This is a genomic window from Streptomyces sp. ISL-66, assembly GCF_018614135.1.
Lineage (GTDB): Bacteria > Actinomycetota > Actinomycetes > Streptomycetales > Streptomycetaceae > Streptomyces.
In genome coordinates, this window is record NZ_JAGGOW010000159.1 from 15871 (window position 1) to 42084 (window position 26214).

The window sequence follows — 26214 nt, forward strand, 5'->3', positions numbered from 1 at the left end:
TGCCTGACGCGGCACTAGCCGGGCGAACCGACCGCGCACACCAGGATCGGGGTGGCCCGGCGGGGGTCGAGGCCGTTGCGCACCAGGTGCCAGACGTTGAGGTCGTAGGCCTCGCCGATGTGCCCGACCGGATCGAAGGGGCAGTAGTCCTGCACGTACTGGTTCCTGACCCCCGGCTCCCGGACGAAGGCCGTCTCGGTCGGGGTCACGAGCTCGTCGTAGCGCGAGGAGATGATGGTGTAGCTGATCCCGGGCTGGGCGACCGGGCCGTCGTTCAGTGCAGTGATGGCGGGACCTCCGGGGACCTCGTCGGCCAGCACCGGGATGCCGATGGTGGTCACGATCCGCTCCATGGTCTGCCGTCCGAGCAGCTTGTCACCCAGGTCCAGAAGGCCGGCGGCGTTGGTGCCGTGCGTCGGGGGAGCGATGGCGACCACCGCCTTGATGTGCGGCTGGATGCCCTGCATCTTGGCGAGGTAGAGGGCCTGGAGCCCGCCCTCCGAGTGGCCGACGACCGAGACCTGGGCCGCGCCGGTCGCGGCGCGCACCTTCTCCACGTACTCCTTGACCTCCAGGTTGGAGACGGCGACCGGCTTCAGGCCGCCGACCAGCGGGAAGCCGTCGTAGGCGCCGTAGGTCAGGGCGAAGGCGCAGTAGCCGCGGGCGGCGAGATCGGCCTGGAGGAAGTTGAGGTCCTCGTACCAGGTCGCGAAGGTGCCGTGGAGCAGCACCACCGGCTCGGGGTGGGCGGCGCTCGGCCGGCAGGAGAAGTCGTTGATCCCGCCCCCGGTGACGTCCTCGGACGCGGCGTGCGACGGAAAGGCGGCCGCGAGCACGAGGGCCAGCGGGAGGGCGGCCCGGGTGAGCAGGGTGCGGGTGCGCGACGCACGGGTACTGCGTGCCATTCGACGTCTCCTGACGGGGTGTGGGGTGCGGGGTGTGAGGTGTGACGTTCTGGTCGGCCTGCACAGGATGCTCCGGCGTACGGCCCGTGTCCCCTGGCGGTAAGCGCAGAAAGCTTCCTCCCGCGTTTGTGCACGGCGACAATGCGGGAATGGACGACACCGAGGCAGGGCCTGCCGAAGGCACGGAGCGCACACCCGGGTTCGCCGCTTCGCTGCTGCCCCGGATCCCGGAGCTGGCGGCCGCCACCGTCACCCGGCTGACCACCGAGATCCCCGCCTACCGGCTGCTCCCCGACAGCGTCCTCGGCGGTGATCTCCTCGCCAACACCGAGGCCGTACTGAAGCTGTTCCTCACCACCGTCGCCGAAGGACGCCCGCCCGCCGAGCACGAACTCGCCGCGCCCGTCGCCTGGGGCGCCGAGCGGGCCAGGGACGGCGTCCCGCTGGAGGCGGTGCTACGGGTCTACCCGCTCGGAGCCCGGCAGGCGTGGGAGTCGGCGATGTCCGGACCCGAGCCGACGGCCGATCCGTACGCGCTGGTCACCGGCCTCCTCGCGTTCCTCGGCGAGGTCATGCCCAAGGTCGCCGAGGCCTACCTCAGGGAGCAGGCCGACCTCGACTGGGAACAGCGCGAACACGGCCGCAACCTCGCCGGGGTCCTGCTCGCCGGCCGCCCGGCCCGGCGCGCGGCCGAACGGTACGGGCGCACCCTCGCGGAGCGGTACGAGGTGGTGGTCCTGCGGCTCCCCGAGGCGCCCGGCGGTGCGACGACCCGCATCCTGCGGGCCGTGCGCTCCGAACTGGACCGCAATCCCGAGGTGTTGGCTACCTTCAAGGGCGACGGAGGGGTGCTGCTCGTCCCCGAGGGGCAGGACGGCGGGACGCGTCGGCTGCTCGCCCGGCTCGACACGGCCGCCGAACTGCGCTGCATGGCGGCCGCCGCCACCGCCGAGGACCACGAGGCGATCCCGCGGGCCCAGTCGGAGGCCTCCGAAGTCCTCTCCCTGGCCGAGGACCTGGGGCGCGCCCCAGGTGTCTACCGGCTGTCCGACCTGGCGGTCGAGTACCAGCTGGTCCAGCCGGGGCCGGCCCGCGACGCCCTGGCCCGCATCCTCGTACCCCTCGACGACCAGCCCCATCTGATCACCACCCTGCGGGAGTTCATCGCCGCCGGGTACCGGCGCGCCGAAGCTTCCGACGTCCTCACCGTGCACCGCAACACCCTGACCTACCGCCTCGGCCGGATCCGTCTCCTCACCGGTCACGACGCCACCGACCCCACGGACGCGCGCCGGCTTTCGGCGGCCCTCACGGCCTACGACGCGGTGCGTCGCAGCGGACCGGCAGCCGGAAGCGGACGCGCGGGGCCGGCCGCCGGCAGGCGGTGAGCCCGGCCGGTCCGCTCCGGACCGGGAGTGCACGCATGCGGTGGTGGCACCGAACGCGGACGCCCGGGACCCACGCATCATGCCGCCCGACAACTGCCTTGACGATGCGCGCAATTCACGGTGCCCAGAGGCCCGGACCGCGGCGACGCGTCAGAGGACCGGTGGCCGGCCGGCGAGGCTCAGGCGCAGGACCGTACGCCAGCTCATGGGGCGGCGCACCTGGTCGTGGCGGGTGGCCCAGCCCTCGCGAAGGCCCTGCAGGGATTCCCGCCGTCCGCCATCCCGCAGGCTCCGCAGCGCCGTGACGACCGTCCAGATGCCGAGGTAGGGCGGGATGAGGGGTCCGGGCAGGTTCCGGTAGGCGAGCCAGACCCGGTTCCGTGCGGCGAGGCGGTGGAACAGCGCGTGGCGGGTGGGGCTGGTGACGGGGTGGTGCATGCGGACGTCCGCCGCGTACCAGCCGGTGCGTCCGCGGTCCCACAGCCGGTACGAGAGGTCGATCCCCTCGTGATAGAGGAAGAAGTCGGCCCAGCCGCCGACGGCGTCGAAGGCGTCCCGGCGGACGAGGACCACGCCCTCGGTCATGGTGGCGATGGTCCCGGGCTTACCGGGGTCGCCGGCGCGCAGGCGGGGAACCCAGCGGCGCGGGGTCGTCGTGTCGTCGGGGCCGGTCAGCCTCGGCTGGACGTACGTGGCCCGCGGATACCGGCCGGCTTCCGCCACCAGGCGGGACAGCACGTCGGGCCGGGGGAAGGACGCGTCGTTGTCGAGGAAGAACACGAACTCGCTGCCCGTGCCCCGCAGGGCGAGCGCGCCGCGGTTGCGGCCTTCCGGGATGCCGAGGTTCTCGGGGAGGGCGACGACGGTGGCGCCGGGGACGCTGAGCCGGGGGTGGCAGCCGTTGCCCACGATGGCGATGTTGAGGTCGACGTCCTGCTGCGCGAGCAGCGTCCGCACGGCCTCCGCCTCCTCGTCGGGACGGTCGTTCATCGTCAGGAGGACGACGTCGACGGCGGTCGCGGCGCGACGCGACGGGACAGGCGGGCCGGGGGACGGCTCCGGCGGGGCCGTGGGACGCGATGCGTCGGGCCGGTCCGACGCGTCCGGCGGGGAGGCGAACACATCCGGATCCTATCCACCCGAGCCGGACCGGCCCCGCCGGTCCGCTCCACGCTGCTCCCGCCCCGCCGCGCCCCGCCCTGCCCCGCCCCTTCCTGCCCCGTCTCGTCCTGTCCCGCCCCGAGCCCCAGGGCCGTCATCCCGGCCCGGCCTACGTGAGGGGGCGCAGGCGGGACGGGCCGTGGGGCGAGGTCCGCGGGGTGACGGGGGTGGGGGACGCCAGGGGGGACCCGGACGCGGGGGTCAGGGCGCTGCCCGCCCGCCAGGCCGCCCAGTCCAGGTTCCAGTCCCCGAAGCCGTTGTCGAACGGGGCCATCGGTTCGCCGCCGCTGTTCAGGACCTCCACCACGTCGCCCTCCCGCACCGTGTTGAAGAACCAGGCCGCGTCGGCCGTACTCATGCCCGTGCAGCCGTGGCTGACGTTCTCCTGGCCCTGCGCGTCGACCGACCAGGGCGCGGCGTGCACGTACTCTCCGCTCCACGTCACGCGGGTCGCGTAGAAGACGGGCAGGTCGTAGAACTCGCTCGTCCCGCGCTTGATCCCCACGGTGTCCCCGCGCATCCGGACCTTGTACTCCTTGCCCAGGACGACCTTGACCCCGCTGCGCGTGAGGAAACCCGCCTTTCCGGTGGTCACCGGGATCGTCCTGACGACCTTGCCGTTGCGCCGTACGGTCATCTCGTGGGCGGCGGCGTCGGTGACCGCCTCGATCCGCTCCCCGATGGTGAACCGCAGGGTCTCCGAGGGCCCGCCGTACTCCCGTTCCCCGACCTCGACCCCGTCGAGGCCGCTCAGTACGCGTACTTCGGCGTGGGCGGGCCAGTACGTGCGCGGCCGGTAGTGGAGCGTCGAGTCGTCGACCCAGTGCCAGGACCCCTCGACCGCCGGCTCCGAGGTGACCTGAAGCGCCCGCTCGAGCCGGGCCCGTGCGGCCGGGTTGGTGGCGGGGACCGGGTGGCTGAGGGAGGCGGTGACGATCTGACCGGCACCGTACGTACCGGGCTTCGGCCCGAACTCGACGGTCAGCCTGCCGTCTTCCGTCGGGGGAGCCGTCCGGAACGCCATGGTCACGCCGACCGGCGTGCCCGCCGCGTCCTGGGCGCCGACGCGGACGGTGTAGGTCTCACCGGCCCGCAGCGGTTCGGTGTTCGCCCAGCGGTGCCCCTTGGCTCCCAGCTCGCCGCCCACGTAGCGCCCGTGCCCGTCGTGGACCGTGACGTAGGTGAGCAGGCCCGGCCCGGCGAGGGTGATTTCGAGGGGACTGGCCGCGTCGGTGGGCAGGACGACCGTGTGCGCGGCCGTACCGGCCCCGCCGCGGGAGGAGGCGTCGCGGGAGGAGGCGTCGCGCACCATAGAGCCGGCGCCGTGCGCGGTGGCCCGTACCAGACGCTGCTCCAGCCCGCCGCACAGCTCGGCCCGGAAGGCCTCCACCGCACACCGCTGGGCACCCTTGTCCAGGACCCGGCCGATCAGCAGCTCCACGGAGGCCGTCGGGTCGGTGCCCGCCCGTCGCCCGCCGTCGGGCGGGGGCGCGGCGGAGACGACGAGAAGCGCCCCCGCCACCACCCCGGCCATGGTCCAGGTCCTGCCCTGTCGCCGCAGTCGTGCTCGGTTCGTCGACGGCATCTGCTCCACGCAGCCCTCCCAGTTCACCTACGGCCGGATGGCAGCATCAAACGATTTCCGGGCATGCAGATGATCATGAACTCGGCCGATGGGGCCGAACGGGCACCGAAGAGAACTCGTACGGAGCACAGCCGACCGCCCCTGGCCGGGCCAGGGCGGCCGGGTCGGGGTCGGGGCCGGGCCGAGCGGCAGGAATCAGGAGTGCGCGGCGGCCGGTGCGAATTCCAGTGGTTGGCGCACCGATTCGGGGCCACGGACCCGGGTGCCGAAGACCACCAGTTCGCAGGCGCCCCGGGTGCGGCAGTCGACGGTGCGGCCGTCGATGCCGGTGAACGTCGCCGAGAGGGTCACCTGCTCGTCGAGGCGTCCGTTGTCGCCGGTCGCCGGCGGCCTGCTGCGGGGCCGGCAGCCGAGGGTGTCGGCGGAGCCGGCCGCGCACTCCATGACCAAGGAGTGGTACTGCGGCTCGTAGCCCTTGCCCGTCGCGCGGACCGTCTGGCCGTCCAGCAGGCCCGTGCCCGGCTTCACGCGCAGGGTGGGCGGGGCCTCGGGCCGGCCGTCGGGCCGCAAGCGCAGAGGGACGGTGGTGAGGACGGCGCCGTCGTTGTCGGTGAGGGCCAGCGAGCACGGGTTCGCGGCCGGTGCCGTGCGGCAGTCGAAGTGCCCTTCAGGAGTGTCCAGTTGGGCGTACAGCTTCTTCGGTGAAGGCTGGTAGGAGCCGTCCGGGTACACGCGGAACCGGCGGCCGGTGGCATCGTCGCACGTGGTCGCCGAGGCCGAGGGGCCGCACTGCTTGACCCAGACGTACGCCTTGGGCGGGCCGCCCGCGATCCCGAACGTGACGATGTCACCGTCCAGCAGTCCCGTGGTCCGTCCGACGTCCAGCCGCGGACCGCTGCCGTCGGGGAGCCGCCCCACCGCATTCGGCTGGATCCGGCCCCCGGATCGGTAGCCGTCCGCCGCGGGCCCGATCGCGTCCGGAGTGCTCCAACCGCTGCCCGCGCCATGGCCCTCGGCGGTGTGGCAGAACGAACCACGCCCGGCGAACAGCACATCCAGACCGCCAGCCGCGTTCTCGGTCGCCCTGACGGGGCGGCGGCCCTCGGGGCTCGCGGTCGCACCGCCCACCCGCCGCCACGGCCCGTACGGAGCGTCCGGCGCGTCCTGATCGCGGTGCCAGACGAAGGGCAGCCCGCCGGCGGCCGTCGCGTCGTAGAAGAGCTGCACCTGGCTGATCCGGCCGTCCCTGCGGTCCACGGACACCAGGCTCCCGGGCACCGCCCGGCTCGCCAGCCCCTTCGCGGTGGCATCCGTACCGCACACGACCGCCCCGGTGGGCCCGGCCGCCGCCTGCGCCGCCACCGGGCCCGCCGCGACCCCGGCGCAGGCCAGCGCCAGCACGACCGTGCCCCGCGCCAGCACGACGGCGCCCCGCGCCAACACGACCGCACTCCGCGCCAGCACGACCGCGCCCCGCGCCGGCGCCCCGGCCCGACCGCCCCACGGTCCCTTCCGCCCTGACTCCATCGGCTCCCCGCCCTTGCGATCCGCCCGTCCGGCCGAGGGCATCCTCACGTCGCGCGACGCCCTCGGCCAGCACGCGTTTCCGGCCATGGACCTACGGCCGGCACCGGGTCACTTCCGGGGGCGGTGCCCCTCGGCGCGGGCGGCGGCCTTTCGATGCCGCCCTCGGCCCGACATGGCCTTCGCTCCGGCGACGCCCTCGCGCACGTCGCCGGAAGCCGCTCCTACGGGCAGGCCGGGCCCCCGCCCGTCAGGCCTCTCCGCGCAGGTGGTGCCACAGGAACGTGTGCGTCAGCGCTTCGACCCGGGCGGCCTGTTCGTTGTCGGCGGATCCGGCATGGCCTCCGGCGGTGGTCTCGTGGAAGAGGACCCGGTGCCCGAGTTCCTTCAGCCGGGCGGCCGCCTTGCGGGCGTGACCGGGATGGACGCGGTCGTCGCTGGTCGCGGTGACGATGAGGATCGGCGGATAGGCCCGGTCGGCCCGGAAGCCGTGGTACGGGGAGAGGGCTTCCAGATGGGGCCGGTCGGCCGGGTCCTCCGGGTTGCCGTACTCGGCGGTCCAGGAGGCCCCCGCGAGCAGCAGGTGGAAGCGCATGAGGTCAAGGAGCGGGAAGCCGATGACGACGGCCCCGAAGAGGTGCGGGTAGCGCACGGTCACCGCGCCCATGAGCAGGCCGCCGTTGCTGCGTCCTTCGATCCCGAGCAGGCCGGGAGTGGTGATCTTCAGGTCGACGAGGTGCCGGGCGACGGCGGCGAAGTCCTCGAAGGCCCTTTCCCGGTCGGCCTTGAGGGCGGCGTGGTGCCAGCCCGGGCCGTACTCCCCGCCGCCGCGGATGCCCGCGACGACGTACGTGCCGCCGCGCGCGAGCCAGGCCCGCCCGGTGACCGCGTCGTAGCCCGGGGTCAGGGTGACCTCGAACCCGCCGTACCCGTACAGGAGCGTCGGCCCGGGGGCGTCCCGGTCGGGGCCGACCACGAAGAACGGGACGCGGGTGCCGTCCGCGGAGGTGGCGAAGTGCTGCCGTACGGACAGGCCTTCGGTGTCGAAGAGGGCGGACGCCCGCTTGACCACCTCGGTGGCTCCGCCGGCCTCCCCTCGGAACAGGGTGGGCGGCTGGACGAAGCCGGAGACGTCCAGGAAGTACTCGTCGCTCTCGTGGGGATCGGTCGCGTGGACCGTGGCGGTGGCCAGCGCCGGTACCTCCGCCAGCGGGCGGCGGGTCCAGGGGCCGTCGGCGGGGGTGAGCACCTCGATGCGGGTCGTGACGTGGTGGAGGCTCTTGACGATCAGGTGGTTCCGGGTCCAGAAGTGCCCCGCGAGCGCCGTCGCCCCGTCCGGGGTGAAGAGCACCGCGGCCGGTTCGCGCTCCCCGCCGAGGTAGGACTCGAAGTCGAAGGCCAGCAGGGAACCGGCCGGATGGCCCGCCCACGGGGTTTTCGGGACGACCATCAGCCACTGCCGGTGCACGTACTTCTCGGCGTCGTCCGGCACGTCCACCTTCACCGGCCGGTCCCCGTCCGCGAGGAGGAACAACTCCCGGTGCCAGAAGTCCCGTTGCAGGGACACGAAGTGCCGGCGGTAGTCCTCGGACGGGTCGCACCAGCCGCTCGCGGACAGGTCCTCGGGTGCCGCCTCGAAGACGAGCTCGGCATCGGCGAGCGGGGTGCCGCGCCGCCAGCGCCGTACGGTGCGCGGATAGCCGGAGGCGGTCAGCGAGCGGGGGCCGAGGTCGGCGCCGATGTAGACGTGGTCGGCGTCGATCCAGCCGATGCTGGTCTTGGCCTCGGCCACCTGGAACCCGTCCTCGACGAACCGCAGGGCCTCCAGGTCGAACTCGCGCACCGTCACCGCATCGGACCCGGCACGGGAGAGCAGCACCAGGGCGTGACGGTGCCCGGGCCGCAGCACCTCGGCCCCGGCCCACACCCAGTCCTCGCCCTCCGCCGCGGCCAGCGCGTCGAGGTCCAGTACGGTCTCCCAGGCCGGCCGGTCACGGCGGTACTCCTCCAGGCCCGTCCGCCGCCAGACGCCCCGGACGTGCGCGGCGTCCTGCCAGAAGTTGTAGAGGTGCTTCCCGCGACGGCGGACGTACGGGATCCGCCCCTCGTCGTCCAGCACCTCCCGCAACTCCGCCGCCAGCGCCGCGAATCCGGGAGCCGTCGTGAGCCGCTCGGCGGTCTCCGCGTTTCGCTCCCGCACCCAGGCGAGCGCTTCCTCACCGTGCAGGTCTTCCAGCCACAGGCCGGGGTCACCATCGATCATGCCCCCAGTGTGCCGAGCGGATCCACCCCACGGGGCCGTTCGCCCGCACTCACCTCGGCGGACAGCGCTCCGTCCGGCCTAGCCGATGGGCACCACGCGGGCCCACGCGGGCGGCGTGTCCGGCACGTAGTCGGGATCGTCCTCGCCCGAGTACCCGTTCTGCTGCCGCCGGGCGAACAGGCCCACCACCGTCCGGCACGACGGCCGTGCGCTCGGCCAGGGCGTCTGGCCGTCCGTCAGCACCACGACGACATCCGGTCTGGGTTGCGTACGGAGCGCCTTGGCGAAGCCCGTACGCAGGTCCGTGCCCCCGCCGCCCACCAGCGGTATCCCCTCGGCACGGCACAGCTGGTGCACGGTCCCGGCCGACGCGTCGCAGGAGAGTACGCGGACCAGGTCGCGGCGGCCGCCCACGGCGCGGGAGATCTCGGCGACCTCCCGCAGCGCGCTACCCAGTTCCGAGTCGCTGACCGACGCCGACGTGTCGATGATCACGCAGACCCGGGGCGGCCGGCGCCGCAGGCTCGGCAGCACGACTCCGGGGAGTCCGGTCGAACGCCGCGAAGGCCGGCCGTAGGTGTAGTCCTCGCCCGCGCCGGAGCCGGAGGTCGCCGAACGGACCGCCGCCCCCAGCAACTCCCGCCACTGCTGCGGCGGGTGGAATGCCTCCGTTGCCCACCGTTTCCAACCCTCCGGGGCGTCTCCCGGCCGGCCGACGATGCCCTGTGCCACCCGGAAGCGGACCGCGTCCCGTTCCTGTTCGCTGAGGCCGTCGGCCCCCTCCGGCCCCAGGTCCCACTCCCTCTCCAACCCGTCGGCGCCACTGCCGCAGTCCAGCCAGGCCAGGCCCTGCGTACGCGGACCGAGCCGGAACTGGCGCAGGTAGTCCTCCATCAGCTGCCCGCCGGACAGCCCCAACGAGTGCGGCTGCAAGGCACCTTCCGGCTGGACCAGGCCTTCACCGAACACGTCGTCGTTGATCTCGCAGTCCGCCGCGATGTTCATCCGCAGCCGTTCCCCCGGGCCGGTCAGTCCGCGCCGGAGGGCGACCCGGTCACTGCGCCCGTGGTGGTCGCGCAGCAGGTGCGACACCTCGTGCACCCAGACCCCGGCCAGTTCCTCCAGCGGAGTCCGGCGCACGAAGGCGGGCGAGACGTAGCAGCGCCAGTGCCGGTCGACGGCCATGGTCGGCACCCGCCGCGATTCCACGGTGTGCAGGGCGAACAGCGCCGTAGCCAAGTAGGGCCGTACCCGGGCGGCCTGGAGCCGGGCGGCGAAGAGCTTGTCCCGGTCCAGGGGGATCCCCGCCGTGTCCCGGGTCATCGGCCGCCCTTGGCCGCCGCCATGACCCGGGCCGTCGCCCGGTCCGCCCGCCGCGATATGGACACCGCTCCGGCGAGCCGCTCGATCGAGGCCGGAACGTCCCAGTCCTCGCGCCGCAGCGTGGCGAGCGTCGTCGCCGGGACGACCACCAGGTCCGGGGCCCCGGTCTCCAGCGCCCGGACCAGCAGCGCCCAGGCCGCGTCCCACCGGGACTTCTCCGGGCGGTTGCGGACCGCGTCCACCACACCGTCGAGCACGGCCTGTCGCAGATCCCCCCGCTCCGGCAGATCGGCCCCCGCCGGATCGGCGAGCAGCACCTCGGGGTCCGGGAGGTCCATCCGGTCCAGGCCGGCCAGCAGCTCCAGCCCCGGCCCGTCCCCGACCGTTCCCCTGACCAGCAGGGACAGGACCTCCCGGGAGGAACCGGCCGCCGTGGCGAAGGCGATCAGGCGCAGCGTCATCTCCCAGCTCCGGGGCGACGGCCAGGGCCCGCCCCGCCGGGTCTCGCCGCTGGGCAGCCGGTGCACGAGCCCCGGGCGGGCGGAGAGCAGCCCGCACACCGCCCGGCGCGCGAAGTCCACGGCTCCCGACAGCTGTTCGGGGTCGAGGCGCGGCAGGGTCGCCCGGGGCCAGGTCCCGCCGAGGCCGCGTACGACGACCTCGTGGTCGTGGATCCACTGGAGGTGGACGAACCGGTTGGCCAGGGGCGGGCTCAGCTCCCAGCCGTCGGCCGCGGAGGACCGCGGATTGGCGGCGGCGACGATCCGTACCGCGGGCGGCAGTTGCAGGGAGCCGATCCGGCGCTCGAGTACGAGACGGAGCAGGGCGGCCTGAACGGCCGGCGGCGCGGTGGACAGTTCGTCGAGGAACAACAGCCCCCGGCCGGCCCGTACCAGGCGTACCGCCCAGTCCGGCGGGGCCATCGGGACACCCTGCACCGCGGGATCGTCCCCGATGACGGGCAGACCCGAGAAGTCGGACGGCTCGTGCACGCTGGCGATCACGGTGGTCAGCGGAAGGTCCAGGGACGCGGCGAGCTGTGTCAGGGCGGCGGTCTTGCCGATTCCCGGCTCACCCCACAGGAGCACCGGCAGGTCCGCGGCCACGGCCAGGGTCAGCGCCTCCAGCTGTGTGTCGGCGCGCGGTTCGGTGGCCGTTTCCCGCAGCAGGGCCAGCAGATCGCCGGCGACGTCGAGTTGGGAGGCGGGGGAGGAGGCGGAAGGGGTGGGGGCGGCGGGGGAGCCAAGGGGCGTGGGGGAGGCAAAGGACGCGGGAGAGGCAGGGGACGTGGGGGAGGCAGGGGTGCGGAGAGGGGTATGTGCGGTCATGTTTGATCACCTTTTGGTCCGTGGTGGGTGGCGAGGAGCGCCGAACGGGCGCGGCGGGCGCCGCGGGTACCGGCGGGCGCGGAGTACGCGGGTACCCGTCAGCGAGCGGTCGTTTCCCGGGGGTGTGAACGGTGGTTCCGGGGACGGCGCTGCCCCGGGCCGATGCGGCCGTGCCCAGGCCCGGCCAGGCCCGCTCTGAACAGTCCGTACGTGATCCGCCGCCGCGCGGCCGCCTCCAGCTCGTCCAGCAGAGCGCCGCTGCGCAGCACCGCGCCGGGCCCCAGCAGGCCCTCTACGACGGCCAGCGCACCGGCGGTGTCCCCGTGGTCGAGGCGTTCGCGGACTCCCGTGAGGCAGTGCGGCCTGCGGTGCGCCTCGTCGATGGCCCGCAGGCAGGCGAGCGGGCTCCCGGTCAGCGCGGCGAGCAGCTCTTCGCGCCGGATCTCGGCGGGGTCGTGGTCCAGCGGGACCAGTACTCCGTCGACCAGGCCGATCCGGTGCCGGGCTCCCCGGCACTCCACGGGGCGCGGCCCTCCCGGCCGTTCCTGCCCGGCCCGTGGCACGGCGGCCCGCGCACGGTCCGGGACCAGTGCCGAGGCGACCAGCGGGTGCAGCCGGTCGGCCTCGATCAGTCCGGCGCGGATCAGGTCGAGGTCGGGCAGCACCCAGGTCGCCGCGTCGGGCAGGACGGGCAGGGCCGAGGACTCGCCGCCGCCGGAGGCCGGTGCGATGCGCAGCACGGGCGGCCCGGGGCCGTCCGGGTCCGGGGTCAGGTGCAAGTCGAGCCGTTGCCGGCCCCCGAGCCGTACGGTGACGGTACGGGTGCCGGTACGGTCACCGGTACCCGTACGGTCACCGGTGGCGCGGCTTTCGGCGCGGAGCAGGATCCCCGCCTCGGCAGCCCAGCGGTCGACGGCACAGCGGTACCCGTCCGGCACCCTCGCCAGCGGATCCCTCCCCAGCGGATCCCTCCCCAGCGGATCCCTCCCCAGTGGATCCCGCGCCAGGCCCGACGTTAGGCCCGACGTCAGGTCCGACGCCAAGTCCCGCGCCAGGTCCGACGCCAAGTCCCGCGCCAGGTCCGACGCCAAGTCCCACGCCAGGCCCGACGCCAAGTCCGACCGTGGACCCGGCTCCGCCCCGGGACGGCCGTCGGCGAGGAGCGGACCGGCCCCGGACCGTACGCCGAGCTCCCCGGTCCTGCGCGCGTCCCACAAGTGCCGGTGCAGGTCGAGGCGGAACCGCCGGTGGGGGCGGATGTGCGGATGGCGGCGCGCGGCGGCCACGTCGTGGGATCCGTCCCACAGCGCGAGGCTGATCCGCTGACCGGCGTCCGCCCAGGCCGGGGGAGTCCGGGCCACGAGGTGTACGGGGCGGTCGCGTTGGCGGTCGCCTTCGGGCCCCGGACCGCCGTACCGGGCCAGGGCGATGGTCAGCCCCGGGCGCAGCAGCCCGTCGGGGGCGATCCTCGGCATGTGCCAGCGCAACAGGTCGGGAGCCAGGTGGCGCAGATCGGCCCGGATCCGGGCCGCGAGCTCCCGGCCGTGGGCGCGCGCCACGGAACGCAGGTCGAAATCGACGTCAATGCCCGCGGCGGCGCAGGCGCCCGCCCAGTCCCCGGTGGAACGCCGGGCGGTCGCGGTCTCGATCATGGACGGCGGCACGGCGAACTCGCGCACGCGCAGCCAGAAGGAAAGGCGGGAATCCCCGTTCGCGATCTGAGTGAGCATCAGCACTCACCTTGCGCGGACGGGACCCCCGATCTCTGTGTGCATGGGGTAGTCATCGCGGTGAGAGTATCCACCCCCCACCCGACGTCGCCAGGCATTTATCTCCCGGCAGACAGCCGAAATCGAAGAACCCGAGCAGTCGTCAGCGTGTCCGTGACTGCTGCCGGGCGGGGGCGTGGTCCTCGCGGGTGGCCGCCCAGGAGGCGAGCAGCCGCAGGAAATGTGCCGTGCCCCTGGTGCTGATCGCTTTCGGCGCCGGCGCGCTGGGCGGCACCGCGATCGGCGGCCGGCTCCGCGCTCGCCGGGCAGGCTCTCGGATCCTCCCTCGGTGTGACCGGGCCCGCGCTGGTCGGTGCCGTCTTCGCGGGCCTGACCCTGCTGCCGCTGATGGCCCTGGCCGTCACCGCCAAGCGCGGGACGACCCGGTTCGTCGCCCGAGGCGTCCCTGAAGGCCCGGCCCCGGAACCGCGCGAGACCGCCGGAGCGGCCTCGTCGCGGAGCTGACTCCGGCCCCCTATCCCCTATCCCGCTATCCGGTGACCGACGGCATCGCCGGTCAGGAGACCCCGTACCACTGGCTGGCCCAGCCGGTGTTGATCGTGCTGGTGGACTGCTCGGCAAGGTTCAGGGTGGCGGGCAGGGAGGTCTGGCCGGTCAGGACGGTGCTGTAGCGGAGGTTCGGCGGGGTCAGTCCCGCGTTCACCGATATGCCGGCCCCCGTGGACTTGAAGGTGAGGGCGTTGGTGGCCCAGTTGCCGTTGAGCAGCAGGGCGACGAAGTAGGTCCCGGCGGCGGCGGTGAACGGCTTGGTGAGGGGCAGCGGCTTGGCGATCGCGTCGGTCATCAGTTGCGGCGAGATGTCCGCGGTGGACGCGAGCAGGGCGCCGTCCGCGCCGTACACGCCGAGGTAGCAGTGGGACAGCTGGGCGTTCGGGTCGATGCCGGCCAGCCCCAGCCAGACGTTGGACCAGGCCGTCTGCTCGCGCAGCACGATCCGTACGAGGGTGACGCGTCCCGCGACGCCGGAGGCGGGCTGGGCGGTGACGTGCCCCGCGTCGTTCGGGTCGCCGGTCCACGCCAGCAGGTTCTGGTCCTGGGGCCGGGGCCCCTCGTACCCGTACCCGGAACCACCGCCGGGGACGGGCGCGGGGGGCGTCGCCCGCGGGGTGGCGGCCGCGCTGCTCCCGCTCTTGTGCGGGCTCCCTTCTGAGGTGGTGCAGCCGGCCACGACGAGCGACGCGGCGAGCGCGGCGGCGAGGCAGGTCGACACGGTGGTGGTACGGGTGCGCATGGTCCCCCCATGAGGTGCGGATGTGCCAAAGGGGCCATGGTCACACGGGGCCGCCGCCCCGCTTGCTGCGGGCGCCCTCCGGCCGAGCCCCAGCGGTGCCCGCGGGCCCTGGGCGTGACGGCACGCTCCGGCCCGGAGACGCGCGACCGGGACGCCACCGCACTGCCACTCGTACGGCACTGGATACACCCACTGGGGTACACCCACTGGGGTACACCAACTGGATACACCATTGGTATGTCACCGGCGGGCCGCGGGCACCCGGCCACCATCCGCTGCCGTGAGATGCTGGGAACGTGACCCTCGAGGACCTGGTACGGCTGCGCCGCGCCCGCGACGTGATGGACCGCGACTACGCGCGGCCGCTGGACGTTCCGGCACTGGCGGGCGTCGCCTTCATGTCGCCCGGCCACTTCTCCCGCAGCTTCCGCGCGGCCTTCGGCGAGACTCCGTACAGCTACCTCATGACCCGCCGCGTCGAGCGGGCGAAGGCGCTGCTGCGCCGGGGGGACCTCAGCGTGACCGAGGTCTGCTTCGCGGTCGGATGCACCTCGCTGGGGTCATTCAGCTCGCGCTTCACCGAACTGGTCGGCGAGACCCCCAGCGCTTACCGGGCCCGCCGTCACGAGGCGGGCGCCGCCATCCCGGCGTGCGTGGCCAAGTTCCTCACGCGTCCGGTGCGGAACGGCCGGCCCGGCAGGAACGGAGAAGCGGAATCAGTCGCCGCGTCGTAGTTTCGAAGGCATGACCATCAAGATTTCGCAGTGCTTCATCGCCGTCGACGATCATGACAAGGCGCTCGCCTTCTACCGTGATGCCCTCGGCATGGAGGTGCGCAACGACGTCGCCTTCGAGGGCATGCGCTGGGTGACCGTCGGTTCGCCCGCGCAGCCCGACGTGGAGATCGTCCTGGAACCGCCGCTCGCCGACCCGGGCGCCTCACCGGCCGACAAGCAGACGATGGCGGAACTGCTGGCCAAGGGCGTGCTGCGCGGCGTGATCTTCTCGACCGACGACGTCGACGCCACCTTCGAGCGCATCCGGGCGACCGGCGCCGACGTGTTGCAGGAGCCGGTCGATCAGCCGTACGGCGTCCGCGACTGCGCCTTCCGCGACCCGGCCGGCAACATGCTCCGCTTCAATCAGCCCCGCAAGGGCTGACCCCCGCCCCCGCCCCCGCCCCCGGCGTACGGCCCGAGGGCGGGAGTCCGGCCTTTCCTCCAGCTCCCGCCCGAGACCGAGAACGCCCCGGGCGGACCCTCATGGGCGCTGACGTTCCTCTGGTTTTCGTGTCGTTGCTCAGAACGTCCACCGCGTATGGCTGTACACCCCATCGTCCCGGCCGAAGCCGTACGCCGTGGCCGGCGCCACCGCGAACACCACGACGTCCCCCTTCCGGAACGCGTCGCCGATGCCGTGGAAGGTCCCCTCGGGCGAGGTGATGTGCGAGCCGTACTTCGCCTCGTACGCCGCGATCACGTCCTCCAGTACCGCGGGATCGGCAACCGGCTCCGCCTTGCCCTCGACCACGAGGTCGAGTCCTTCGGTGAGCGAGTTCCCCCCGGTCGTCAGCGCGCAGTGACCGTCACGGGCGAGGTTCTTCGCCTTCTGCTCCTCCTTGCCGGTGGAGAAGTACAGCACCCCGTCGTGCCAGGCGGCGATCACGGGCGTGACGTGCAGCCGGCCGTCGGGACGCACCGTGGACAACCAGAAGATCTCGGCGGCCTCCAGCTGCCGCCGGCCCTCGGCCCACTCGGTGGCGGTGACGTCCGTGGCACCCGGGCGTGGATGCAGCGCGGAGCTGTAGCGGGCGTCGAGTTCGGTCGCGGGCTGCTCTGCGGGTCCGTGCGTCGGCATGGTGGTTCTCCTTCCGAGCCTCCCATGATGACCGGCTGCCCGCGCCGAATTCACCGCCGCGCCCGTGCGCGCCCGCGGGTACGCCCGATCAGGGCCCCGAAGGCCTGGGCGGCCTCGACACCCGACGCCGCGGGGCGTGGCCCGATCTGGCCCGGGGGCATGTCCCGCCGCCCCCGTCAGGGCGCGACGCGCGGAGGGGCCGCGTTCGCGGCCCGCTCAGTCGAGGCAGAACTCGTTGCCCTCGATGTCCTGCATATTGAGGCACGACTCGTTGTCGTCATCGGCAAGCAGCAGCTGCCCGCGTACCGCGCCGAGCGCGACCAGCCGTGTGCATTCGGCCTCAAGTACGGCCAGGCGCTCCTCACCCACGAGCCCGGTGGCGACCCGTACGTCGAGATGCACCCGATTCTTGACGACCTTGCCCTCGGGAACGCGCTGGAAATACAGTCGCGGGCCCACACCTGAGGGATCCATGCATACGAACGCCGCACCCTGACGCTCGGGCGGCAGTGCGCGGCCGAAATCGTCCCAGGTAGCGAACCCCTCCGGTGGCGGCGGTAGGACGTACCCCAACACCTCGCACCAGAAACGAGCGACGCGCTCGGGTTCTGCGCAGTCGAAGGTGATTTGTATCTGCCTGATCGACGTCATCCGATCATCATAGGCGGGCCCTTCGCCGCCTCCACGTGCGCACCCTGGCACACCCTGGCGCTGGCCCACCTGACTGATCGGTCGTCATGCCTTGCGTCCCGCGGAGATGGTGAGCAGCGCGGCGCGCGCTGCGTCGCACAGTTCGTCGTCCTCCGGGACGGAGCGCCAGGTTCCGTGCCTGACCGCCCGCTCGTCGGTGTTGAGGAACGCCCTCAGCGCGGGCTCCGCCGGGGCGGCGTCCGCGCCCATCTCGGCCAGCAGCTTCACCGTCTCGATGGCCGCCCGGTAAGCACCACCCCTCTCGGCGAACGGCGTGATCGCCCCGACCAGGGCCGGGACGACCTCATCGGCCCGCCCCGTGATCCGCCAGAGCGCCTCGCCGACCCGCAGCGGCAGCCAGCCCACCGTGTGTACGGGGAGCAGCGCGCGCAACCGCTCCACGTACGGGGCACCGCCCGCAGGCCCCAGTTCCCCCAGCAACGCAATGGCCCCTTCCCGGCCGTACGGCCCGTCCAGCTGCGGGAGCAGCAGCGCGAGCGCGGGCTCCCAGTCGCCGGTCAGCCGCCCGTACGCGACCGTCATTGAGTGCGGCGCGAACGCCTGGCCCTCGGGCGGAGCATCGAGGAGGGCCCGCAGCCGCTCCGCGGGCACGGCTTCGGCCGCCGCCGGTCCGATCGCGGCGAGGGCGTCCAGCGCCCACACCGCGGCGTCGGAGTCCAGGAGGCCCAGCAGCTCGGGGAGCGCGGGGGCCGCCGAGGCGCCCCACGCCTCCAACAACTGGCAGATGCCCCGGCGTTCGCCGAGTGTGGAGGCGGCGGCGAGCCGGGCCCGCAAGGGCGGCAGCAGCACGTCGGCGTGGGCGCCGAGCCCTCCGGCGACCTCGGTCAGGCTCAGTTCGTACGTCCACCAGCCGTCGGCGTACGACGCGTGGTACGCGAACCCGAGCCGCGCCCCGGCCGCGAGCCGCCGTACCAACGGCGCCACGCACCGTACGTCGCCGAGCCGGGACAACGCCCAGACGGCGTGGCTCTGGGCCGCGAAGTAGGGTTCGCCCTCGTCCGTCACCATGGCCGCCAGGGCGTCCGCCCAGGGGCGGGCGGCGTGCCCGCACATGCCGAGGACCCGGGCGGCGAAGAGCCGGTTGTCGGGCTCGGGGTCCGACAGCGAGCCGGCCACGGCCGGCAGCAGCTCCGGTACGGCGGAGCGGCGACGGCTGAGCATCTGGGCGGCGGCCTTCAGCGCACCGGCGCGCACGGAGGGGTCCGGGTGCCCGAGCAGTCTGCGGATCGCGACGGCCAGTGCCGCCAGGTCGTCGCCGAGCAGGCCGAGGGCCCAGACGACCGTCGGCCCGATCGGGCCGGAGCCGGGCCGCCACGTCTCCGGCTCACTGCCGGACAGCACGTCGGAGACGGTCCGCGCGGCCGCGGCGTCATCCTGCATCGGCTGCATCGGCTGCATCGGCTGTCCCGGTCGCACGGGCTGTCCGGGTTGCCCCGGCTTCCCCGGTTGCCCCGGTAGTGCGTGGCGCAGGGCCTCTACGGCTGTCAGGCGCACCGAGGGCTCGGCGTCGCCCGTGAGTTCCCGCAGCCAGGCGAGCGAGGCGCCCCGCTGGGAGGAGGCGCCCCGCTGCGCGGTGGCGTGGGCGGTCAGCAAGCCGACCGATTCGATGAGCCGGAGCCGTGTCGCCGGCGCGGGCTCCACGGTCCACCGCGCCCGCAGCGCCGCGAGCACCTCGTCGGCCCGGTGGTGGGCCTCGGCGAGGGCCCCCGCAACGGCGGCGCGGTTCGCGGCCCCGGGGTCGTCGAGCAGCCGCAGCAGCTCGCCCACCGCCAGGTCCCACGCCGGCGGCCAGGCGGGGGTGACGAAGTGGGGTTCGGCAGTGTTCGCCGCATCGGCCAGAGCCCGGACGAGGTAGAGGAGCTCCGCGCGGACGTCCGCCGCCACGGCCGGATCCGCCGCGGCCGCAATGACGTAGGGGAGGGCGGCCGGGGCAGAGGAGTAGACCCCGCCGCCCTGGTGGTGGACGTGCGTGAGCAGATCGTCGGCAGCCTGCGCCGCCTTCGCCGGCCGGTAGAGGTCCCGCAGCATGCCGGGAACGTCCTCGGCCGTACCGTACGCATGCTTCAGCGCCGGCCAGTCGACGGCGTCGAGCCCCGCGAGAGCGTCGTTCATCGTTGGCCCTCCTCGACGTGTTGCGCGAGCACGAAGTCGTCGGCAGGTCGTCTCACGGTCATGCCTGGATTCTCCCGGACCCGACAGCCATGCCGGAAGGCAGCCCCGGCGAACGACCGGATCCCGGGGCGCGCCTGCTCGTACGCCGGTGGCCGGTGGCCGGGACGAGCGGGGATCAGCGGGCGGCACCGTCGCCCGCCATTGCGCACCATCGGGCCTCGTCGGGTGGCAGTTGCTTCTCGGTCACGAGGGGATCGCCGCAGGCCGTGCGAGCTCCGCCCAGCGGGCGGACGGCGCCAACGCGGTCCGGGGGCTCGCCCAGGCCCCCGCCGAACACCTCCGCGGGATACGTCGGCGTCACAGGCTCGCGAGGAGGTCGTCGAGCGGGGCCGGTACCTGCCCGGGGGCGAGGGCCTCCACCAGGAGACGGCCGTAGCGGATCTTGCGGCCCTTCTTCGTGCCGAGGAAGCGCCGCAACTGCTGTTGCGGGGGCCGACCGTGCTGTGCGGGCTGGCGCACGAAGGTTTGCCAGGTCCGCAGATCACCTTCGGCCCGGATGATCTCCTCGACCCGCGCCGGGCCCAGCGCGCGGATGAGCTCGTCCTCCAAATCCGCCACGCACACGAAGAAGCCCTGGTGCGGTGCCCGGGCCCGCTGCAGGCCGCGCTCGTAGAAACCCTGCTCGCGCTTGTCGCACAGACCCCTCAGGTGCAGGCCGAGACCGGGCGGCCCGAGAAGAGCGGCGTAGCGCGCCACGCTCATCGCCCCGCCCATCGGCACGACGCACACCCCCTCAGCGGTCAGATCCCGGCCACGCCGTGCGGCCAGGGCCTCGACGGCCTCGAAGTCACTGGGCCCTTCCAGCAGCACCGCCGTCCGCACCCCCAGCCGCACGGCCAGTTCGCTCGCCGGTGCGCCTGGACCACCGGCCGCCCAGTGGCCGACCGAGTCCCGGAATGCGTGCATGTCCGTCATGGAGCGAGTCTGCACTCCCACTGATCGGCACCGCACGCAATATTCAACGGCCCGCCCGCGTCCTCACCTTGTGGGCTGCGGAGGTTGCGCTCAGAGAAACGGGTGTTGGTCCGTGCCGCGACCTGATCACGTGTGACTTGACAGCCTCTACGGTCGGCGCCTCGCACCACTCACCGCGCGATCGTGCCGGACCACGATCGACCGGCCCGGCTTACGCCCGGCGAAGCGCACGTCGCCGGGCGGGTTTCGCTACGCCGTGGCGGCGGACATCGGACCGCCCGGCCCCCTACCGTGAGCGCATGGAACAGCGCATCACCCTCGTCACTCTCGGCGTCCGCGACCTCGACCGTTCCCGGCGCTTCTACGAGGCACTCGGCTGGCGGGGACAGGAGGTGGAGCGAACCGTCTTCTTCCAGGCAGGCGGCCTCGCCCTGGTCCTGTGGGACCGCGACCTCCTGGCCGCGGACTGCGGCCTGCCGTCGGGACCGCCGGGGCCGTCGGCACCATCGGGGAAGGACGGCCCGGACGGCGCCGACGGCGCAGGCGGCCCGGACAGCAGCGGGTTCGGTGGCATCGTCCTGGCCCACAACGTCCGGTCGCCGGCCGAGGTGGACCAGTTGCTCGCAGCCGTGGAAGCGGCCGGTGGAACGGTCACCAAGCCCGCCGCCGTCAATGCCATCGGGTTCTACTCCAGCGCCTTCACCGACCCGGACGGGCACGCCTGGGAGATCGCCCACAACCCGGGCTTCCCCCTCGCCGAGGACGGCTCGCTGACCCTGCCCGATTTCGGCGCCGACCCGGTCCGGCCCCAGGAAGAAAGCGGCCCGTGAGGTTCGAGGCCACCCACGTCTCCCGAACGGACCGCTTCTCACGGGGATGGGGGTGAGCCGGACACGGACCGGTGCCACCTGTCCAACCCGGTGAGCACCGGGCATCGACGCCGACCTCGTACGTGCTCGGCCCCTCGCCTCTGGGTGCGATGATCGGTCCGTGTCTGAGGAAATATCCCGCTGGTATCGGGGCCGTTTGGTCGGGGGGCCGTTCAGGCCGTTCGAAGCCGATGAGCTGGGACGTCTCGAGCAGGAGGTCGGGCTGCCTCTGCCTGCGTCATATCGCTCGTTCCTGGAAGCAGCGGGCGGAAAGAGCCTCACCTATTCGGTCCACCTGCCGGGTTGCGAACCGGAGCCGTTGCAGAGCTTCGACGGTCTCTACCAACTCGGCCGAGACCACGATGGAGACTACGGCTGGGGGACCTTGCTCGGCGAATACCGTCGCACTCGCGAAGGGTGGCTCGCCGAAGAAGTCTCGCTCACGGGTCTTCTGCCGATTGCCCGCAACGGCGGCAGCGACACCCTGTTCCTGGACCTGAATCCCGCTACCCACGGCCAGCTCCACGCCTTCGTGCATGGCATCTCTTGGCCCGGATACCTATCGACAAACATCTTCACCAAGGTTGCTGACGGCTTCGACGCCTACCTCGACAGCCTGGTCATCGATCCGGAGTTGGCGGCGAACACGTGGGCTGATGTCGCCGACAGGGACTCCACCGACCCGTGGCGGCGGACCGTCGAAGAATGGCTGGACAAGGATCTCCCGGGTTGGCGTGCCGAACTCGCGACCGCCGCCCCTCCAGACATTCGCTGTTCCTAGGCGGGGGCGCGGGCTTCGTAGTCAGCGACACGCCAGTCTTGGCAGTGGAGGTTCGAGCGGGCTGCCTTTGGTCTTGGTGGTGCTCGCCGGAATGCCGGGCTAGTTGATGCGGTCGAGGAAGTCCAGCACTCGATCGGTGACCTGCGTTGCGGCGTGTTCGTCGTGCGACGGCAGGCTGCTGTCAGTGAACAGGTGTCTGTCGCCGGGGTAGAGGAACAGTTCGGCGTCCGCCGCCGTCGCGACGAGCGCCCGGGCTGCGTCCACATCGCCCTCCCCGGCGAAGAACGGATCCGCGTCCATGCCGTGGACCTGAACCGGGACATCGTGGGGCCAGGCGCCGCCGAACTCCGCGACCGGGACGCACGCCTCCAGCAGCAGCGCACCCTTCGCGCCGGAGCGGGTCTGGGCCAGCTTCTGCGCCGGCAGGACGCCGAGCGAGAAGCCGAGGTAGACGAGTTCCGCGGGCAGCTCCTCGGCGGCGGCGGTTCCGCGCGCGGTGACCGTGTCGAAACCGGCGCCCTCGACGTAACCCATGCCCTCCCCGAGGCTGTCGAATACCTGACCCTCGAACAAGTCCGGGACATGGACGGTATGTCCGGCCCGTCGCAGCTGCTCGGCGAACTGCCGGACGCCAACGGTCAGCCCGTGCCCGTGGTGGAAAACCAGCACCTCAGCCATGTCGCTCCCTTGTGCTGCGGTGCCCGGGCGGCGCCGCAGCACGAGTATGGCCCGCGCCACTGACATCTGCGGGTCGTGGCCGGACGGGGTCAGGCGGGCATCCCCGATGGGCCCTCGTGTTACTTGCGCCAGAACAGATGGTGCGTCACGCCGCTCGGGCTGGGCACGATCTCCAGGTGAAACCGGTCGAGCAGCTCATCGGGTGACTCCCAGAGTCGTAGTCCGGACCCGAGCTTCACCGGCGAGACCGCCACATGCATGGTGTCAACGAGGTCGGCGTCGAGGAACTCCCGGATGCTGGTGACTCCGCCGCCGAGTCGGACGTCCTTGCCCTGCGCCGCCTCCCGTGCCTGCTCGAGGATCGTGGCGGGGTCCCCGTCGACGAAGTGGAACGTGGTGTCGGAGAGCGTGAACGAAGGACGCTTGTGGTGGGTCATGACGAACACCGGGGTGCGGAACGGGGGCTCGTCACCCCACCAGCCGCACCACTCATGGTTGTGCCAGGGCCCGCGCTGGGGCCCGAACTTGTTGCGGCCCATGATCTCGGCACCGATGTTGCGCGCGTAGTCCCGCGTGAAGTAGTCGTCGAGGCCCCGGCTCCCACCGGGGTCGGTGCGCATGGGCCAGCTCGCGGTGGCGCCGGCCCAGGCGAACAGCCTCTCGGGACTGACATGGCCGAACGGCCTCTCGAGGCTCTGGTCCTCACCGGCGCCGATGCCGTCACTCGAGATGCTGAAGTTTTGGACTCTCAGTAGCTGGGCCACGTGTTCCTCCTGTGTTGATCGGTAACTGTGGTGAGACTCTCGGGGCCGGAAGAACTCATCGCTGTGTCCGTGACCGGTCACAAACCGGCCTACCGCCGGCGACCACCGCCCGGCCCGAACCACACTCCCGTCATACCTCGGCCAGGGCCGTAAAGTTGTGACTGAGTGCGCCGCCACCATGAGTTTCGGCAGCAGCTGGCAGGCGATCCGTCCCGAGATGTTCACCAGAAGCGACAGCGGTCATGAGCCCGCCGGGTGAGCAGGTAGCCGGCGGATGTAGCGTCCCGCATGTGGAAATCGCTGACCTGCCCCCCCTCGAATCCCACATCCGGTACGCCTTTGCACGGGGCGAAGCGGTGGACGTGCGCCAGGAGCACGGGGCCCCGGACTTTCCCGACGTCGTGGGGGCATCCGTACGTGCTGCGGTGCTGCGCGGACTGTTGCTCTCCGGCCCGGCCGAGGACGGCGAGATACCCGCGCTGCGCCTGCGCGGGGTGACGATCACCGGCCGACTCGACCTGGCGTACGCCGAGATCCCGTATCCGATCCGGCTCACGGCCTGCGACTTCGAGGACACGCCCGATCTGAGCGAAGCGCGCGTGCGCCAGCTGGACTTGCGCGGGTCCAGGCTGCCCGCGCTCACCGCGACGGGCCTGCGCGTCGAGGGCGACCTCGTACTCGCCGACTGCCGGGTGTCCGGCCCGGTCCGACTGGGGTACGCCCGCGTCGAGGGCAACATCACTGCCCCGCGCTTGCTGGCAAGGCGAGGTCGTACTCGAGGCGGCCCAGGTGGCTTGTGCCCTCGACCTCGAGGACGCCCGGCTGCACCACCCGCAAGGCCACGCTCTCAACGCTCCCAGCCTCAGCCTCGGCACCGTCCTCAACGCGGGTGGCCTGAGGGCCGAGGGCAAGGTCAGACTTACCGGCACCAGGGCGGGCGGCTGGATCTCCTTCATCGAGGCACGGCTCCACAATCCCGGCGGAGTCGCACTGGGCCTCAGTAGCTGCGAGGCCCGCCAGCTCACCTTCCGCGACGCGGAGCCCATCAAGGGCGACGTCAGGCTGCACCACTCCACGTTCAAAGCGATCGAGGCCGATCCGGCGGTGTGGCCTCGGTCGGTACGGCTGGAGGGGCTGGTCTACGAGTCGCTTTCGCCCCGGCTACCCGCAACCCGGCGGCTGCCCCTGCTGGAGTACGACCAGGACGGCTTCGTACCGCACAGCTACGAACAACTCGCCCTCACCTACCGCGGTGCTGGCGAGGACGGCGAGGCACGGACCGTACTGCTCGCCGCGCAACGCAGACACCGCCGTACCCTGCCCTGGCCGGCGAGGCTGTGGGGACACATCCAGGACGTAACCGTCGGCTACGGCTTCAGGCCCGCCCGCGCGGTGACCTGGCTACTGGCGCTGCTCCTGGTCGGGACCCTCACCTACGGACTCCACGAGCCACCACGAGCCGAACCAGGAAAGGGACCGCAATTCAACGCCCTCGTCTACGCGGCAGACCTGCTGCTCCCGGTCATCGACTTCGGCCAGGAGAAGGCGTTCGCGCCCACCGGCGTCCATCAGTGGCTCGCCTACCTTCTTGTCGCGGCGGGTTGGGTCTTCGCCACGACCGTCGCGGCCGGCGTCACGCGTAGCCTCAAGCGTCAGTAACCGAACCGAGGGCCTTCACAGGTTCAGCCCCGATACGACCGCCTGGCCGGCAGCGGCCGGGGCAACCGACTGGTAAGGGATCAGGCGGCCGCAAGAGGGCCACTGCCGTACACCGTGGCCCTCAACGCCTACCACTCGGAGGGGAAGACGGGCGGGACGGGGACTGCGGCCACGCGGCGTCGCCGCCGGTCCGCCTCCACGGCAGCGGTGGCCTGCTGGTGCAGAGTCCGGGCGTCTGCCGATGACGGTCCTCGAGGCGACGCCGGTGCGGGCCGGTCGAGGAATGCGGCCCGGCCTCGGGCGAGTGCGCGAGCTCGGTCGGTCTTCTGCCGCCGGGTCATCTGGTTCGGCCAGACGTCCACCGGTGTCTTGGCGGCCACCCCTACGGCGCTGAGTCGCAGTCGCTGTGACTGAGCGCCGTAGATGGCCCCTTCGGCCAACTACATGCTAAGAAGTCATCTCATTTGGTAAGTCTGCGGTAGCAGATGAGGGTGCAGGCGATGCTGGTGAAGGCGAGGAAGTGTTCGGCCTTGCGTTCGTAGCGGCGGTGGAGGCGTCGGCATCCGGCAAGCCAGGACATGGTGCGCTCGACGGTCCAGCGGTGTCGGCCCAGTCGCTGCGAGGATTCGATGCCACGGCGGGCGATGCGGTGGGTAATACCGCGTCCGCGTAACCATTTTCGCAGGTGAGCGTAGTCGTATGCCTTGTCGGCGTGTAGTTTGCCGGGGCGCCGTCGGCGGGGTCCTCGACGTGACCGGATCGGTGGGATGCCCCGCACGAGCGGTTCAAGACCAAGGCTGTCATGCATGTTCGCGCCGGAGATGCCGACGGAGAGGGGCAGACCGGTCCGTTCGGTGATCAAGTGGATTTTCGATCCGAACTTGCCCCGGTCTACAGGATTCGGACCTGTCAGGTCCCCTTTTTCAGGGCTCGCATGTTCACCGAGTCGATCGCGCAGCGGGACCAGTCCAGCTCGCCGCGGGCACCGAGCTCGTCGAGGACCAGGCGGTGGAGTTTGGCCCATACCCTGGCCTTCGACCACTCAGAGAACCGCCGATGGGCGGTCGCGCCGGAGGGCCCGAACGACGCCGCGGGCAGCTGCTGCCAGGTACAGCCCGAGGTGGCGACGAACACAATCGCCGCCAGCACTTCACGGTCACCGTGCCGACGCCGGCCACCGCCCTGAGGCCGCGACGGCGCCTCGGGCACCACCCGCTGGAACATGGCCCACAACTCATCCGGCACCAGCCGCTCAACAATCCCCACCATGAACGACAGCGTACCCAATCAACCAAATGAGATGACCTCTT

At 72.4% G+C, this 26214-nt stretch carries 23 protein-coding genes; 7 read left to right on the forward strand and 16 right to left on the reverse strand.

Annotation, left to right across the window (positions count from 1 at the left end; genetic code table 11):
* Window positions 1-14: 14 nt before the first annotated feature.
* Window positions 15-905 (reverse strand): triacylglycerol lipase, encoded by an 891-nt coding sequence (locus tag J7E97_RS28635; RefSeq protein ID WP_215033247.1) that lies wholly within the window; start codon window positions 903-905, stop codon window positions 15-17.
* Window positions 906-1054: 149 nt separating this feature from the next.
* Between J7E97_RS28635 and J7E97_RS28640 the strand changes: the two genes are divergently transcribed.
* Window positions 1055-2293 (forward strand): CdaR family transcriptional regulator, encoded by a 1239-nt coding sequence (locus J7E97_RS28640; RefSeq protein ID WP_215033250.1) that lies wholly within the window; start codon window positions 1055-1057, stop codon window positions 2291-2293.
* A gap of 150 nt (window positions 2294-2443) precedes the next feature.
* Here J7E97_RS28640 and J7E97_RS28645 read toward each other — a convergent pair whose 3' ends face one another.
* The 7 genes from J7E97_RS28645 to J7E97_RS28675 form a co-directional block, all read right to left on the reverse strand.
* On the reverse strand, window positions 2444-3415 hold the full coding sequence (locus tag J7E97_RS28645) for a glycosyltransferase family 2 protein (protein WP_308346830.1): 972 nt from the start codon (window positions 3413-3415) through the stop codon (window positions 2444-2446).
* Window positions 3416-3563: 148 nt separating this feature from the next.
* The gene (locus tag J7E97_RS28650) at window positions 3564-5048 is read right to left on the reverse strand and encodes an Ig-like domain-containing protein (protein WP_308346831.1); all 1485 of its coding nucleotides are present in this window, start codon (window positions 5046-5048) and stop codon (window positions 3564-3566) included.
* Window positions 5049-5234: 186 nt separating this feature from the next.
* Window positions 5235-6482, reverse strand: coding sequence for a neocarzinostatin apoprotein domain-containing protein (locus J7E97_RS36720; RefSeq protein ID WP_215033253.1), 1248 nt, complete (start codon window positions 6480-6482; stop codon window positions 5235-5237).
* 331 nt (window positions 6483-6813) lie between these two features.
* The gene (locus J7E97_RS28660; protein WP_215033256.1) at window positions 6814-8826 is read right to left on the reverse strand and encodes a prolyl oligopeptidase family protein; all 2013 of its coding nucleotides are present in this window, start codon (window positions 8824-8826) and stop codon (window positions 6814-6816) included.
* A 78-nt stretch (window positions 8827-8904) separates the two neighbouring features.
* Complete coding sequence (locus J7E97_RS28665) at window positions 8905-10149, reverse strand: VWA-like domain-containing protein (protein ID WP_215033259.1); 1245 nt, start codon at window positions 10147-10149, stop codon at window positions 8905-8907.
* Window positions 10146-11477 (reverse strand): MoxR family ATPase, encoded by a 1332-nt coding sequence (locus tag J7E97_RS28670; RefSeq protein ID WP_251055309.1) that lies wholly within the window; start codon window positions 11475-11477, stop codon window positions 10146-10148. The genes J7E97_RS28665 and J7E97_RS28670 overlap by 4 nt, the downstream gene beginning before the upstream one ends.
* Before the next feature lie 98 nt (window positions 11478-11575).
* Window positions 11576-13207 (reverse strand): hypothetical protein, encoded by a 1632-nt coding sequence (locus tag J7E97_RS28675; RefSeq protein WP_215033262.1) that lies wholly within the window; start codon window positions 13205-13207, stop codon window positions 11576-11578.
* A gap of 330 nt (window positions 13208-13537) precedes the next feature.
* Here J7E97_RS28675 and J7E97_RS28680 point away from each other — a divergent pair, with 330 nt between their 5' ends.
* Window positions 13538-13711 carry a hypothetical protein gene (locus tag J7E97_RS28680; protein ID WP_215033265.1) on the forward strand — a complete coding sequence of 58 codons (174 nt, stop codon included), beginning with the start codon at window positions 13538-13540 and terminating at the stop codon, window positions 13709-13711.
* 52 nt (window positions 13712-13763) lie between these two features.
* Here J7E97_RS28680 and J7E97_RS28685 read toward each other — a convergent pair whose 3' ends face one another.
* Window positions 13764-14498: a hypothetical protein gene (locus J7E97_RS28685; RefSeq protein ID WP_215033268.1), complete on the reverse strand. Its 735-nt coding sequence runs from the start codon at window positions 14496-14498 to the stop codon at window positions 13764-13766.
* Between the two features lie 296 nt (window positions 14499-14794).
* Here J7E97_RS28685 and J7E97_RS28690 point away from each other — a divergent pair, with 296 nt between their 5' ends.
* Both J7E97_RS28690 and J7E97_RS28695 read left to right on the forward strand, forming a co-directional pair.
* Complete coding sequence (locus J7E97_RS28690) at window positions 14795-15232, forward strand: helix-turn-helix transcriptional regulator (RefSeq protein WP_215033271.1); 438 nt, start codon at window positions 14795-14797, stop codon at window positions 15230-15232.
* Between the two features lie 10 nt (window positions 15233-15242).
* Window positions 15243-15659 carry a VOC family protein gene (locus J7E97_RS28695; RefSeq protein WP_215033274.1) on the forward strand — a complete coding sequence of 139 codons (417 nt, stop codon included), beginning with the start codon at window positions 15243-15245 and terminating at the stop codon, window positions 15657-15659.
* Between the two features lie 138 nt (window positions 15660-15797).
* Here J7E97_RS28695 and J7E97_RS28700 read toward each other — a convergent pair whose 3' ends face one another.
* From J7E97_RS28700 to J7E97_RS28715, 4 genes are all read right to left on the reverse strand, one after another.
* A complete protein-coding gene (locus tag J7E97_RS28700; RefSeq protein ID WP_215033277.1) occupies window positions 15798-16355 on the reverse strand; it encodes a pyridoxamine 5'-phosphate oxidase family protein in 558 nt (185 codons plus the stop codon).
* Window positions 16356-16571: 216 nt separating this feature from the next.
* Complete coding sequence (locus J7E97_RS28705; protein ID WP_215033280.1) at window positions 16572-17006, reverse strand: VOC family protein; 435 nt, start codon at window positions 17004-17006, stop codon at window positions 16572-16574.
* 84 nt (window positions 17007-17090) lie between these two features.
* Window positions 17091-19178, reverse strand: a complete 2088-nt coding sequence (locus J7E97_RS28710) for a hypothetical protein (RefSeq protein WP_215033283.1) — start codon at window positions 19176-19178, stop codon at window positions 17091-17093.
* A 357-nt stretch (window positions 19179-19535) separates the two neighbouring features.
* Entirely contained in the window at window positions 19536-20153 is a 618-nt protein-coding gene (locus J7E97_RS28715) for a TOPRIM nucleotidyl transferase/hydrolase domain-containing protein (RefSeq protein ID WP_215033286.1), read from the reverse strand.
* Window positions 20154-20452: 299 nt separating this feature from the next.
* Between J7E97_RS28715 and J7E97_RS28720 the strand changes: the two genes are divergently transcribed.
* Window positions 20453-20983, forward strand: a complete 531-nt coding sequence (locus J7E97_RS28720) for a VOC family protein (protein ID WP_215033289.1) — start codon at window positions 20453-20455, stop codon at window positions 20981-20983.
* Between the two features lie 160 nt (window positions 20984-21143).
* Window positions 21144-21803, forward strand: a complete 660-nt coding sequence (locus J7E97_RS28725; protein ID WP_215033292.1) for an SMI1/KNR4 family protein — start codon at window positions 21144-21146, stop codon at window positions 21801-21803.
* A 99-nt stretch (window positions 21804-21902) separates the two neighbouring features.
* Here the strand turns inward: J7E97_RS28725 and J7E97_RS28730 are convergent, their stop codons facing one another.
* On the reverse strand, window positions 21903-22481 hold the full coding sequence (locus tag J7E97_RS28730; RefSeq protein ID WP_215033295.1) for a dienelactone hydrolase family protein: 579 nt from the start codon (window positions 22479-22481) through the stop codon (window positions 21903-21905).
* 119 nt (window positions 22482-22600) lie between these two features.
* Window positions 22601-23245, reverse strand: coding sequence for a dihydrofolate reductase family protein (locus tag J7E97_RS28735; RefSeq protein WP_215033298.1), 645 nt, complete (start codon window positions 23243-23245; stop codon window positions 22601-22603).
* Between the two features lie 789 nt (window positions 23246-24034).
* Here J7E97_RS28735 and J7E97_RS36300 point away from each other — a divergent pair.
* A complete protein-coding gene (locus J7E97_RS36300; protein ID WP_251055310.1) occupies window positions 24035-24904 on the forward strand; it encodes a hypothetical protein in 870 nt (289 codons plus the stop codon).
* A gap of 460 nt (window positions 24905-25364) precedes the next feature.
* On the opposite strand, the gene J7E97_RS28745 is transcribed toward J7E97_RS36300, so the two are convergent.
* A protein-coding gene (locus J7E97_RS28745) for an IS5 family transposase (RefSeq protein ID WP_374224269.1) occupies window positions 25365-26173 on the reverse strand; the annotation gives its coding sequence in 2 pieces (ribosomal slippage) (window positions 25365-25825 and window positions 25825-26173; 810 coding nt in all).
* Window positions 26174-26214 lie beyond the last annotated feature (41 nt).